Origin of the sequence: Pseudomonas bharatica, assembly GCF_048586865.1 — a bacterium.
GTDB lineage: Bacteria > Pseudomonadota > Gammaproteobacteria > Pseudomonadales > Pseudomonadaceae > Aquipseudomonas > Aquipseudomonas bharatica.
Genome location: NZ_JBMAWR010000014.1, coordinates 1 through 12888 on the forward strand (window position 1 = coordinate 1; position 12888 = coordinate 12888).

Genomic DNA, 12888 nt, shown 5'->3' on the forward strand with positions numbered 1-12888 from the left:
CCCCCCCCCCCCCCCCCCCCCCCCCCCCCCCCCCCCCCCCCCCCCCCCCCCCCCCCCAGGTCCGCGTAGGCAACGAGGCGCAGTACTGGCATTGGTCATGATTCTATTGGTCCTGTTGGGCATCCTCGGCTGTTTCGCCATCCAGGCCAGCACCCAGCAAACCCGCATGGCCAGCAACCACCTGGCCTCGCTCCAGGCCTTCGAAGCCGCAGAAAACCTCCTGGCGACAGCCGAAGCCCGCCTCACCGGAACGCCTCCATCCGGCTGGCAACAGTTCGGCACGGGCCGCTACCTCATCGAACACCTTGGCCAGACCCACCAGGCCGCGCACATGCCGGAAAACCTCCCCGTCATCCTGTTCCGCCTCACCGCCATCACCGAAGAGCGCCAGGCCCGGATCACCCTGGAAAGCGTCGTGGCCTGGCCACTCTCGCCCGACCACGGCCCCGCCCGCCGCATCCTCTGGCGCCAGCTACCGGGAGAGTCTTGATGCAGCGCATGCAGAACGGCCTGAGCCTGATCGAAGTGTTGATTGTCGTCGCGCTGGTCGGCATGCTGGCGGGCATTGCCTACCCCGGCTACAGCGAGATGGTTCGCAAGGCCGCGCGCACGGAAATAAGCGCAATCCTGTACGAAAGCGCGCAGCACCTGGAGCAGCATCATTCCCGTACCGGCCGTTACCTCGATACCGATGCGTCGATTGTCCCGCTGCCGGACGGAAACGCCCACTACCGCCTGAATGCCCGGCGCGAAGCCGACAGCTTCCTGCTGAGCGCCACCCGGCGCCCGGATGGTGCGATGGCTTTCGATGTGTGTGGTGACTTCGAGCTGGATCATCGTGGCGTGCGCGGCAATCCCGGTAGCGACGCAGATGCCGGCAACGGCTGCTGGGGTGGTTGAAGGCATTCATGGCGCCAGTGTGGCGTCGCGGTTCATTTCGGGTACTGGATCTACAGATGAGCAAGCAAGTAGTGATTGTGGGGGGCGGCGTGATAGGCCTGCTGACGGCATTCAACCTGGCCGCGGAAGTGGATCAGGTCGTCGTCTGCGACAAAGGCGATCTGGGCGGCGAGTCGTCCTGGGCCGGCGGCGGTATCGTGTCGCCGCTCTACCCGTGGCGCTACAGCCCGGCGGTCACGGCCTTGGCGCATTGGTCGCAGGATTTCTATCCACAGCTCGGCGATCGCCTGCATGCTGCCACCGGTATCGATCCACAGGTCCATGTGACCGGCCTGTATTGGCTGGACCTGGACGACGAGGCCGAAGCGCTGGCCTGGGCCAGAAGGGAAGGGCGGCCATTGAGCAAGGTGGCGGTAACCGAAGCCTATTCGGCCGTGCCAGTCCTTGGGCCCGGTTTCGCCAGCGCCGTCTACATGGCCGGGGTCGCCAATGTGCGCAACCCCCGCTTGCTCAAGTCGCTCAAGGCGGCGTTGCAGAAACTGCCGAACGTGATCCTGAAAGAGCATTGCCCGGTGACCGGTTTCATCCGCGAAGGTGAACGTATCGCTGGCGTGGAAACGGTCGAAGGTGTCATCGCCGCCGATGAGGTGGTGCTGACTGCCGGCGCCTGGAGCGGCGACCTGTTGCGGCCCTTGGGCTTCGAGTTGCCAGTGGTACCGGTGAAAGGGCAGATGATCCTGTTCAAGTGCGCGGAAGATTTCCTGCCGAGCATGGTCCTGGCCAAAGGACGCTACGCGATTCCGCGACGAGACGGGCATATCCTGGTGGGGAGCACGCTGGAGCATGCCGGTTACGATAAAACCCCTACCGACGAAGCCCTGGACAGTCTACGGGCCTCTGCCATCGAGCTGGTTCCGGCATTGGCTGGCGCCCAACTGGCAGGTCATTGGGCCGGGTTGCGTCCGGGTTCGCCGGAGGGTGTGCCCTATATCGGCCGGGTCCCTGGTTGCGAAGGGCTGTGGCTGAACTGCGGGCATTACCGCAATGGCCTGGTGCTGGCCCCGGCTTCATGCCAGTTGTTCAGCGACCTGCTGGCCGGGCGCGAGCCGATCATCGATCCGGCACCCTACGCGCCGCAAGGGCGTCTGCAGGCGCTCTGAGCCCCTTGAGGCCTCAGCGCTTTTCGGCGGGGCCTTGCTCAAGGTGTGCAGTGCTGCAATACCACTCGTTGCCACGGTGCAGCGCGCGGTCGTTGGGCAGGTGCACACCGCAATGGGCGCAACGCACCATCTTGAGCGTGGCGTCCTGCTGTGGCTTCGACGAGGAGGCATTGCCGGCCTTGAACTTGCGCCACAGCCAGAAGGCGGCGGCGATCAGGGCAATCCAGAAAAGTAGGCGAACCATGATGTCCAGCTTATTCAGTGAAGATGCGGCAGTGTAGAAGAGCCGTCAGTCGCGGCCAATAAAAAAGGGAAGCCCAAGCTTCCCTTTTTTGTATTCGGTTGCGATCAGTCAAACACGCCGAACGTCATGTAGCTGAACCAGGAGCGGTCGTCATTGTTGCCTTCGGCTTCATGATTTTCCTCCTCCACGGCGTCGCCGTCCTTCGGCAGCAACTCCTCCGGAATGGCTTCCTTGGCGTCCTCGTACTGCTTGATCACGTCCTGGTTGGCGCGGGTTTCGCCCGGTGGCAGCGGCGCGGCAGTGTTGATCAGGCCCAGGGTGGCCTTGGACAGCCAGGAGCGGTTGTCGGCCTCTTCCTGACGCGGAACGAACTGGCCATCGACCAGGCTCGGATGGTCAGGGTAGTTCAGCTTCAGGGTTTCCAGGCTGGTGGCGGCCAGGTCGTCCAGGTGCAGGCGCTGGTAGGCCTCGGTCATCACTGCCAGGCCGTCACCGACCGACGGGGTTTCCTGGAAGTTCTCGACCACGTAGCGGCCACGGTTGGCGGCGGCGACATAGGCCTGGCGGGTCAGGTAGTAGTCGGCAACGTGGATTTCATAGGATGCCAGCAGGTTGCGCAGGTAGATCATGCGCTGCTTGGCGTCCGGCGCGTAGCGGCTGTTCGGGAAGCGGCTGGTGAGCTGGGCGAACTCGTTGTAGGAGTCGCGGGCGGCACCCGGGTCACGCTTGGTCATGTCCAGCGGCAGGAAGCGCGCCAGCAGGCCGCGGTCCTGGTCGAACGAGGTCAGGCCCTTCAGGTAGTAGGCGTAATCGACGTTCGGGTGCTGCGGGTGCAGGCGGATGAAGCGCTCGGCCGCGGACTTGGCTGCTTCCGGCTCGGCGTTCTTGTAGTTCGCGTAGATCAGCTCCAGCTGCGCCTGGTCGGCGTAGCGACCGAACGGATAGCGGGACTCCAGGGCCTTCAGCTTGGAAGTGGCGCTGGTATAGCTGTGGTTGTCCAGGTCGGCCTGCGCCTGCTGGTACAGCTCGGCTTCGCTCAGGTTTTCGTCGACGACTTCCTTCGAAGAACAAGCAGCGGTGAGTCCGAGGATGGCGATCAGCAGCAGGTGTTTCACTTGCATGGCGGCTTGCGTCCCTATGACGGCCGCTGTCTTGGGCACGGCCGTCCTGTTATGATGAGCACCCCGTGGAGCACACCCGGGGCAAAAGACGCCGTATTTAACCACAAGCGCGCAGCCGAAACCAAAGGCTGTGCCGTCGCCTTGTCAGAGCATGTCCGAGATCATTCAACTTAGCGCAGAGGTGCCGTCCGAAATGGGCGGGCAACGCCTCGACCAGGTCGCCGCCCAATTGTTCGCCGAGCATTCGCGCTCGCGTCTGTCCGCCTGGATCAAGGACGGCCTGCTGACCGTCGACGGCAACGTCATGCGGCCCCGTGACATTGTCCACGGCGGTTCCGTGCTGGCGCTGCAGGCCGAACAGGAAGCCCAGGGCGAGTGGGTGGCCCAGGATATCGAGCTGGACATCGTCTACGAAGATGAGCAGATCCTGGTGATCAACAAGCCTGCGGGCCTGGTGGTCCACCCGGCTGCGGGCCATGCCGACGGCACCCTGCTCAACGCCTTGCTGCACCATGTCCCGGGCATCATCAACGTGCCGCGCGCGGGTATCGTGCACCGCCTCGACAAGGACACCACCGGCCTGATGGTGGTGGCCAAGACACTGGAAGCGCAGACCAGCCTGGTTACCCAGTTGCAGAGCCGCACGGTCAGCCGCATCTATGAATGCATCGTGGTTGGCGTGGTCACCGCCGGTGGCAAGGTCAACGCGCCGATCGGCCGCCACGGCGGCCAGCGCCAGCGCATGGCGGTGACCGAGGGCGGCAAGCCGGCGGTCAGCCACTATCGCGTGCTCGAGCGCTTCCGCTCCCACACCCACGTGCGGGTCAAGCTGGAAACCGGTCGTACCCACCAGATCCGCGTGCACATGGCCCACGTCAACTTTCCGCTGGTTGGCGACCCCGTCTACGGCGGGCGCTTCCGCATTCCGCCGGCCGCCAGCCCGACCATGGTCGAGGCGGTCAAGACCTTCCCGCGCCAGGCCCTGCACGCGCGCTTCCTCGAACTGGAGCATCCGGAGACCGGCAAGCGCATGAAGTGGGAGTCTCCGCTGCCGGATGATTTCGTCTGGCTGCTGTCGTTGCTCAAGCAGGATCGCGAGGCCTTCATCGGATGAGCGACCTGGCCCCAAGCCTGCTGATTCCGGGCTGGCCTGCGCCAGCCGGAGTCCGTGCGTGCGTGACCACGCGCGCGGGTGGGGTCAGTCTTGCTCCCTATGACACCTTCAACCTGGGTGACCATGTCGGCGATGCGCCAGGCGCGGTGGCCGAAAATCGTCGCCGTCTCACCGATGAATGTGCCGCCCGTCCGGCCTGGCTCAAGCAGGTACACGGCCTTGCCGTCGCCTATGCCAACCCGCAGGTGATCGACGAGGCGGATGCCAGCTGGACCGACACGCCCGGCATCGCCTGCGCCGTGATGACCGCCGATTGCCTTCCCGCCCTGTTCTGCGATCGCGCCGGTACCCGGGTGGCCGCAGCCCATGCCGGCTGGCGCGGCCTGGCAGGTGGTGTGCTGGAAGCCACGCTCGACACCCTCGCTACCGATCCTGACGATGTGCTCGTCTGGCTCGGCCCGGCCATCGGTCCGCAAGCCTTCGAAGTGGGTGCCGAGGTTCGCGAGGCGTTCATCGCAACCCATCCCGATGCCGATGCAGCCTTCGTTGCAGGCGCGCAGCCGGGCAAGTTCATGGCCGATATCTACCAGCTGGCGCGCATCCGCCTTGCGGCGCGCGGCGTCACTGCCGTTCATGGTGGCGGTTACTGCACCGTGAGCGACCCGCGCTTCTTCTCCTATCGCCGCGCTTCCACCACCGGTCGCTTCGCCTCCCTGGTCTGGCTCGAATCACGCTGACCTGCGTCAACCCGTCTACGCTTGAATCTTCCAGAATGATCCCTATCTAGAGGGTATCTCAGGCAGGCTTTTCTTCATCAGGTGTGTCCATCGCTCCGGCCTGCCCTTTATAGGAAGGTAACTCATGCGTATAGACCGTTTGACCAGCAAGTTACAGCTGGCGTTATCCGATTCCCAATCCCTGGCCGTTGGCATGGACCATCCAGCCATCGAGCCCGTCCACCTGTTGCAGGCCCTGATCGACCAGCAGGGCGGTTCGATCAAACCGCTGCTGATGCAGGTCGGTTTCGACGTCAATGGCTTGCGGGCTGCGTTGAGCAAGGAACTCGACCAGTTGCCGAAGATCCAGAACCCCACTGGCGACGTGAACATGTCGCAGGACCTGGCGCGCCTGCTCAACCAGGCCGATCGCCTGGCCCAGCAGAAGGGTGACCAGTTCATCTCCAGCGAGCTGGTGCTGCTCGCCGCCATGGACGAGAACAGCAAGCTCGGCAAGTTGCTGCTGAGCCAGGGCGTGAGCAAGAAGGCCCTGGAGAATGCCATCAGCAACCTGCGCGGTGGCGAGGCGGTGAATGACCCTAACGCCGAAGAGTCGCGCCAGGCCCTGGACAAGTACACCGTCGACCTGACCAAGCGCGCCGAGGACGGCAAGCTCGATCCGGTGATCGGCCGTGACGACGAGATCCGTCGCACCATCCAGGTCCTGCAGCGGCGTACCAAGAACAACCCGGTATTGATCGGCGAGCCCGGCGTGGGTAAAACCGCCATCGCCGAGGGCCTGGCCCAGCGCATCATCAATGGCGAAGTGCCGGATGGCCTCAAGGGCAAGCGCCTGCTCTCCCTGGACATGGGCGCACTGATCGCGGGCGCCAAGTTCCGCGGTGAGTTCGAGGAGCGCCTGAAAGCGTTGCTCAACGAGCTGTCCAAGCAGGAAGGCCAGATCATCCTGTTCATCGATGAACTGCATACCATGGTCGGCGCCGGCAAGGGCGAAGGTTCCATGGATGCCGGCAACATGCTCAAGCCGGCCCTGGCCCGTGGCGAACTGCATTGTGTCGGTGCCACCACGCTGAACGAATACCGCCAGTACATCGAGAAGGACGCGGCGCTGGAGCGGCGTTTCCAGAAGGTGCTGGTGGAGGAGCCGAGCGAGGAAGACACCATCGCCATCCTTCGTGGCCTCAAGGAACGCTATGAAGTGCACCACAAGGTGGCGATCACCGACGGTGCCATCATTGCTGCGGCCAAGCTCAGCCATCGCTACATCACCGACCGGCAGTTGCCGGACAAGGCCATCGACCTGATCGACGAAGCCGCCAGCCGCATCCGCATGGAAATCGACTCCAAGCCGGAAGTGCTGGACCGTCTGGAGCGCCGCCTGATTCAGCTCAAGGTGGAATCCCAGGCGTTGAAGAAGGAAGACGACGAAGCCGCGCTCAAGCGCCTGGAGAAACTGACCGAGGAAATCGCCCGCCTGGAGCGCGAATACGCTGATCTGGAAGAGGTGTGGACCTCCGAAAAGGCTGAAGTGCAAGGTTCGGCGCAGATCCAGCAGAAGATCGAGCAATCCCGCCAGGAGCTGGAAGCCGCCCGGCGCAAGGGCGATCTCAGCCGCATGGCCGAGTTGCAGTACGGGGTCATCCCCGACCTGGAGCGCAGCCTGCAGATGGTCGACCAGCACGGCAAGGCCGATAACCAGTTGCTGCGCAACAAGGTGACCGAGGAGGAAATCGCCGAAGTCGTCTCGAAGTGGACTGGTATCCCGGTGTCGAAGATGCTTGAAGGCGAGCGGGAAAAACTGCTGAAGATGGAAAGCCTTCTGCATGAGCGGGTAATCGGCCAGGAAGAGGCGGTGGTGGCAGTCGCCAACGCGGTACGGCGCTCCCGCGCCGGGCTGTCCGACCCGAACCGTCCGAGTGGCTCGTTCCTCTTCCTCGGCCCGACCGGTGTCGGCAAGACCGAACTGTGCAAGGCCTTGGCCGAGTTTCTCTTCGATACCGAGGAGGCCATGGTGCGCATCGACATGTCCGAGTTCATGGAGAAACACTCCGTGGCTCGTTTGATCGGCGCCCCGCCAGGCTATGTGGGTTATGAAGAGGGTGGTTACCTGACCGAGGCCGTGCGGCGCAAACCGTATTCGGTGGTGCTGCTGGACGAGGTGGAGAAGGCTCACCCGGATGTGTTCAACGTGCTTCTTCAGGTTCTGGAAGACGGTCGCCTGACTGACAGCCACGGACGCACGGTGGACTTCCGCAATACCGTGATCGTCATGACCTCCAACCTCGGTTCGGCGCAGATCCAGGATCTGGTGGGCGACCGTGAGGCGCAGCGTGCTGCGGTGATGGATGCCGTGGGCGCGCACTTCCGGCCGGAGTTCATCAACCGGATCGACGAAGTGGTGGTCTTCGAGCCACTGGGCCGCGACCAGATTGCCGGCATTACGCAAATCCAGCTCGGACGCCTGCGCAGCCGACTGGCCGAGCGCGAGCTGAGCCTGGAGCTGAGCCCGGAAGCCCTGGACAAGCTGATCGCCGTCGGCTACGACCCGGTCTATGGCGCTCGGCCGCTGAAACGGGCGATCCAGCGCTGGATCGAGAACCCGCTGGCGCAGTTGATCCTGGCGGGCCGCTTCCTGCCGGGTACTGCGATCACGGCGAAAGTGGAAGGCGAGGAGATCGTTTTCGCCTGATTTTCCACCGCTTGGATGAAGGCCCCGAAATTCGGGGCCTTTTTTCTTTGCATTTTCTTTCGAGTGCTTGTAAAGTGCGCCCCGCTGTAAGTCATCCCGGTTTCCAGGCAGTTTTGGAAATCTGAAAACAAGTTGCAAATCAGTAAGTTGAATGCAAATTGGGGGTTGACAAAGGTTTTGAAGGTTGTAGAATGACGCGCCTCAGAGACATGAACGCAGCGATGCACAAGGTCGATGGGTTCGAAGCGGTAGTGATACAGCATTCGAAATTGCAGTAGATGAAATTGATGTTCCGCGATAGCTCAGTCGGTAGAGCAAATGACTGTTAATCATTGGGTCCCTGGTTCGAGTCCAGGTCGCGGAGCCAAATTTCAAGCCGGGGTATAGCGCAGTCCGGTAGCGCGCCTGCTTTGGGAGCAGGATGTCAGGAGTTCGAATCCCCTTACCCCGACCATTTTTGGGTCGTTAGCTCAGTTGGTAGAGCAGTTGGCTTTTAACCAATTGGTCGTAGGTTCGAATCCTACACGACCCACCATTTTCGAATCCGGTTCGCTGGGTTCGAATCTTAAAAGACTGGAACGCCATTAGCGTCCAGTCGTAAAAAAGGCGCCTTCATCGGTGCCTTTTTTTTACCGGGGTATAGCGCAGTCCGGTAGCGCGCCTGCTTTGGGAGCAGGATGTCAGGAGTTCGAATCCCCTTACCCCGACCATCTTCAGAAAAAGGGCACCTCGCAAGGGTGCCCTTTTTCGTTTTTGCAATGACCTTTTCCTGCCCCTTCCTGTTGCGCTCCTGCACCGACCTTCACTAGGGTTGGCTGCGCAGGGATAGCACTTAGCCATTTCTTTCACGGACTCCTTTCCGTGCCTTTCCCTGCGCCATGGCCAATCCTGGCAGGCGGGGAGCCTGTCTGGTTCGCCTTATTTCGACTATGCAGGAGCATTGGCATGACAGGACTTCACCGACACAGGCACCTCGCCCTGAGCACATTGGCGTTGATGTGCGCCGCAGCGACGGCTCAGGCTGCGCAGGAACGTGCGTTCAATAACCCGCCCTCCCTCGAACAGGCCGCGCCGACCCTGGAGGCGGCCCGTGGAACACTGCTGATGAGTGCGGAACAGCCGGTCAATGCTGCTCCGCAACCCCACGCCGGTCGCGAGCGATTGCTCGACCTGGTGATCCAGTACACCCACAACACCATTTATAACCCGGGTACCAGGACCTACGTGCCGGTGTACCTGCGCAGCTACACCGGTACCGATGTCGACCCGCAGGTGCCGTTCGTCGCGCCGACGATCGACGTCACACCGGGTGACACGGTGCGTATCAACCTGGATAACCGTCTTCCACCGGATGAGACCTGCACGGCCACCGATCCGGCGAAAATGAACAATCCTCACTGTTTCAACGGCACTAACCTGCACTCCCATGGCCTGTGGGTCAGTCCGGCGGGCAATAGCGATAACGTGCTGCTCAAGATCAATCCCGAGCAAAAATTCCAATACGAATACAACATCCCGTCAGACCATCCGGCCGGTACCTTCTGGTATCACCCGCATCTGCACGGCTCCACGGCGTTGCAGGTGGGCAGCGGCATGGCTGGCGCCCTGGTGATTCGTGGCGACCGCTTGCCAAAGGCCGACAAGAGCGGCGCCATCGTGCGTAACGGTGACATCGACACGCTGTTGAAGCCGATCAAGGGGCAGGAATTCCCTGAGCGGCTGCTGGTGATGCAGCAGATTCCCTATGCCTGCGTCGGTGACAAGGGCGAGGGCCCGGTCAAGAAGAAAAAGATCGTGGAAAAGGGCCAGGAAATCGAAGTGGTCGACTGGAGTTGCAAGGAGGGCGAGATCGGTGTGGTCAAGTCCTATGACCAGTTCAGCCCGAAAGAGTGGCAGCGCTCCGGCCGCTACACCAGCATCAATGGCCTGGTGCAACCGGTGTTCACGGCGCGGACCGGTGAGGTCCAGCGCTGGCGCCTGGTGCATGCCGGCATCCGCGACACCATCACCCTGAAAATCGTCAAGCTGAAGGATAACAAGCAGTTGAGCACGCTCGAGACGCCGCAGAGCGACGCCATCGACGCGGCCAAGGCCTTCATCGACCAGAGTTGCACCGGCGAGACCGTGCCGTACGAGGTGATTGCCGCCGATGGACTGACCTACGCCAAGGCCCAGGGCAAGGAGACCGTGACGCTGCAGCCAGGCTACCGCCATGATCTGCTGGTGTCCTTCCCGAGCGACGGCGGATACTGCCTGATCGACGAATCTTCGCCACAGGCGGGCAGCGTCTCCCAGGAAAACAACACGCCTCAATTGCTGGGTTATGTGAAGGTCGAAGGCAAGGCGGTCACTGATGGCAAGGAGCACATCAAGAACACCCTGATCGCGGCGGCACAGAAGAACATGCCCGAAGGTGCGGTACGCAGCAAGGTGGTCGCGGACCTGAAGGACGGTCTTCAGCTCAACAGCTTCGTGCCGCATCGCACCGTCGAGCAAAGCGAGTTGCAGCCTGAAGTGCAGAAACTGGTGTTCAACATTTTCCAGAACAAGGAAAAGGTGACCCAATTCGCCATCGGCGAAACGGCGGAAACCGCCAAGGCCTACCAGCCGGGTGTGGTTGACCGTGAGCTGAAACTGGGCAACGCCCAGCAATGGCAATTGCAGTCGGCATTGGCCGGGCATCCGTTCCATATCCACGTGAACCCGTTCCAGATCGAGAAGATCATCGGCCCGGACGGCAAGACCGACCTCAGCGAGCCGGGCGCCGTGGACGTGGATGGCGATACGCAGTACGCGGGCCTCAAGGGCGTCTGGAAAGACACCCTGTTCGTCAAGCCCGGGGTAAAGAACAAGGCTGATCCGAACAAGCTCGACTACTACACCGTCTACGTCAACACCCGCTACGAGCGCTACATCGGCGAGTTCGTCTTGCACTGCCACATCCTCGACCACGAGGACCAGGGCATGATGCAGAACGTGCGGATCTCGCTGGATGGCAAATCCGGCGATGCCCACAGCGGGCATTAAAAAAACCGGGCCCTGATGGGCCCGGTTTTTCTTTGTTCTTTCCGGCCTCATCGCACAAAGTCCGTGGCGCACGCGCAACCTGTGGGAGCTGGCTTGTCGGGACGCCGCACCGCAGCGATGAGGCCGTGTCAGTCACTCAAAGGCTGAATGACTCACCGCCATCAGTGCAGCTTCAACCGCGGCTCGGTCCCACGTCCGATCCGGCTGCCGAGCATCAGCATCAAGGTGCGGAACGTGCCGTACAGCGCCATCTGGTGCATGCGATATAGCGATACGTAGAACATCCGCGCCAGCCAGCCTTCGAGCATGACGCTGCCGGTCAGGTTACCCATCAGGTTGCCCACTGCCGAGAACCGCGACAGCGATACCAGCGAGCCGTAGTCACGGTAGGCGTAGGTCGCCAGCGGTTTGCCTTCCAGGCGAGCCTTCAGGCTTTTCGCCAGCAGCGAGGCCTGCTGATGCGCTGCCTGCGCCCGTGGCGGCACATTGCGGTCGCTGCCGGGCTGCGGGCAGGCCGCGCAGTCGCCGAAGGCGAAGATATTGTCGTCCAGGGTGGTTTGCAGGGTAGGGCGTACCACCAGCTGGTTGATCCGGTTGGTTTCCAGCCCGTCGATATCCTTGAGGAAGGCAGGAGCGCGAATCCCCGCCGCCCAGACTTTCAGGCCGGCTTCGATCACGTCGCCGTTGGCGGTCTTCAGGCTGTCGGCATTGACTTCGCTGACGGCGGCATTGGTCATCACCTTCACGCCGAGTTTTTCCAGGGTCTGGTGCACTGGCACGCTGATGCGTTCCGGCAGCGCAGGCAGTACCCGCGGCCCGGCCTCGATGAGGGTGATGTGCATGTCTTCCGGTTTGATCCGGTCCAGACCATAGGCCGCCAGTTCATGGGCAGCATGGTGCAGCTCGGCGGCCAGTTCGACACCGGTGGCACCGGCGCCGACGATGGCGACGCTGATCTTTTCCTTGGCCTGGTCACCGGCATGGGCGCGCAGGTAATGGTTGAGCAGTTGCTGGTGGAAACGCTCGGCCTGCTTGCGGGTATCGAGGAACAGGCAATGCTGCGCCGCGCCCAGGGTGCCGAAGTCGTTGGTATTGCTGCCAACGGCGATCACCAGGGTGTCGTAGCCCAGGGTACGTGCAGGCAGCAGCTCGCGACCCTCTTCGTCGAGGGTGGCGGCGAGCTGGATCTGCTGGCTGGCGCGATCGAGACCACTCATGCGCCCGAGCTGGAACTGGAAGTGATTCCACTTGGCCTGGGCCACGTAGTTCAGTTCGTCTTCCGAGGAGTTCAGCGAGCCGGCGGCCACTTCGTGCAGAAGGGGCTTCCAGATGTGGGTCAGGTTGGCGTCGACCAGGGTGATCTCGGCGCTGCCTTTTTTACCCAGGGTCTTGCCCAGGCGGGTCGCCAGTTCCAGGCCGCCGGCGCCGCCGCCGACAATCACGATACGGTGAGTCATGGAGATATCTCATAAGGTTTACGGAATTCGGATTCGTGGCCTGAGTGACCGTCCGCGCAGGGCGGACGGAGCGGGCGAGCGCAAGGCAGCTCATAGCACCAGCAAACTCAGGAGGCGACTCAACAGGCCCAGACCCACAGTCACGCCCACCACCAGGACAAGGAGCAGCCAGGGCCGGAAAGGCTTGCGCTCGACTTGATGATGGGGGGCTTGCAGGTATTGATCGACACGTCGCTGGTCTTCAGGGGTCAGGCGGCTGGTCATGGTGGCCTCGGCAAGGTAGACGCTTGTGACTGTGGGAAAGCTACAGTGTTCACTGTAGCCGTTTGCCACTGGCGTACCTGCCGGCAACTGCTCGGGAGCGGAATGATGCGTTTTGTATCACCGCTGTCGGGTTTCTGCCAATCCTGCTTTGTGAGAACAGCAAACGAAAGCACGA

General features: G+C 62.4%; 11 protein-coding genes and 4 tRNA genes. 11 read left to right on the plus strand and 4 right to left on the minus strand.

Features of this window, described 5'->3' with window-relative positions:
* Positions 1-85: 85 nt before the first annotated feature.
* The 3 genes from ACKLLE_RS16450 to thiO are packed head-to-tail and all read left to right on the plus strand — an operon-like array spanning position 86 to position 2060.
* A complete protein-coding gene (locus ACKLLE_RS16450; protein WP_420058602.1) occupies positions 86-490 on the plus strand; it encodes a PilX N-terminal domain-containing pilus assembly protein in 405 nt (134 codons plus the stop codon).
* Complete coding sequence (locus tag ACKLLE_RS16455) at positions 490-900, plus strand: type IV pilin protein (protein WP_279899580.1); 411 nt, start codon at positions 490-492, stop codon at positions 898-900. The genes ACKLLE_RS16450 and ACKLLE_RS16455 overlap by 1 nt, the downstream gene beginning before the upstream one ends.
* 56 nt (positions 901-956) lie before the next feature.
* A complete protein-coding gene (gene thiO / locus ACKLLE_RS16460) occupies positions 957-2060 on the plus strand; it encodes a glycine oxidase ThiO (RefSeq protein WP_420058543.1) in 1104 nt (367 codons plus the stop codon).
* A 13-nt stretch (positions 2061-2073) separates the two neighbouring features.
* On the opposite strand, the gene ACKLLE_RS16465 is transcribed toward thiO, so the two are convergent.
* Both ACKLLE_RS16465 and ACKLLE_RS16470 read right to left on the minus strand, forming a co-directional pair.
* The gene (locus ACKLLE_RS16465; protein ID WP_420058545.1) at positions 2074-2304 is read right to left on the minus strand and encodes a PP0621 family protein; all 231 of its coding nucleotides are present in this window, start codon (positions 2302-2304) and stop codon (positions 2074-2076) included.
* Positions 2305-2408: 104 nt separating this feature from the next.
* Positions 2409-3425 carry an outer membrane protein assembly factor BamD gene (locus ACKLLE_RS16470; RefSeq protein WP_420058546.1) on the minus strand — a complete coding sequence of 339 codons (1017 nt, stop codon included), beginning with the start codon at positions 3423-3425 and terminating at the stop codon, positions 2409-2411.
* Between the two features lie 151 nt (positions 3426-3576).
* On the opposite strand from ACKLLE_RS16470, the gene rluD reads away from it, so the two are divergent.
* The 8 genes from rluD to ACKLLE_RS16510 all read left to right on the plus strand — a co-directional run bounded on the left by rluD (position 3577) and on the right by ACKLLE_RS16510 (position 10992).
* Positions 3577-4539, plus strand: a complete 963-nt coding sequence (rluD, locus tag ACKLLE_RS16475) for a 23S rRNA pseudouridine(1911/1915/1917) synthase RluD (protein ID WP_420058547.1) — start codon at positions 3577-3579, stop codon at positions 4537-4539.
* On the plus strand, positions 4536-5276 hold the full coding sequence (pgeF, locus tag ACKLLE_RS16480; RefSeq protein WP_420058548.1) for a peptidoglycan editing factor PgeF: 741 nt from the start codon (positions 4536-4538) through the stop codon (positions 5274-5276). The genes rluD and pgeF overlap by 4 nt, the downstream gene beginning before the upstream one ends.
* Before the next feature lie 124 nt (positions 5277-5400).
* On the plus strand, positions 5401-7965 hold the full coding sequence (gene clpB, locus ACKLLE_RS16485; protein ID WP_009403508.1) for an ATP-dependent chaperone ClpB: 2565 nt from the start codon (positions 5401-5403) through the stop codon (positions 7963-7965).
* A 291-nt stretch (positions 7966-8256) separates the two neighbouring features.
* A tRNA-Asn gene (locus ACKLLE_RS16490) sits at positions 8257-8332 on the plus strand.
* Between the two features lie 10 nt (positions 8333-8342).
* A tRNA-Pro gene (locus ACKLLE_RS16495) sits at positions 8343-8419 on the plus strand.
* Between the two features lie 5 nt (positions 8420-8424).
* Positions 8425-8500, plus strand: a tRNA-Lys gene (locus ACKLLE_RS16500).
* Between the two features lie 98 nt (positions 8501-8598).
* A tRNA-Pro gene (locus ACKLLE_RS16505) sits at positions 8599-8675 on the plus strand.
* Positions 8676-8910: 235 nt separating this feature from the next.
* Positions 8911-10992, plus strand: coding sequence for a multicopper oxidase family protein (locus ACKLLE_RS16510; RefSeq protein WP_420058549.1), 2082 nt, complete (start codon positions 8911-8913; stop codon positions 10990-10992).
* Between the two features lie 161 nt (positions 10993-11153).
* Here the strand turns inward: ACKLLE_RS16510 and ACKLLE_RS16515 are convergent, their stop codons facing one another.
* Positions 11154-12449: an NAD(P)/FAD-dependent oxidoreductase gene (locus tag ACKLLE_RS16515; protein ID WP_009403504.1), complete on the minus strand. Its 1296-nt coding sequence runs from the start codon at positions 12447-12449 to the stop codon at positions 11154-11156.
* Positions 12450-12539: 90 nt separating this feature from the next.
* A complete protein-coding gene (locus ACKLLE_RS16520; protein ID WP_009403502.1) occupies positions 12540-12713 on the minus strand; it encodes a DUF3094 family protein in 174 nt (57 codons plus the stop codon).
* Between the last annotated feature and the right edge of the window lie 175 nt (positions 12714-12888).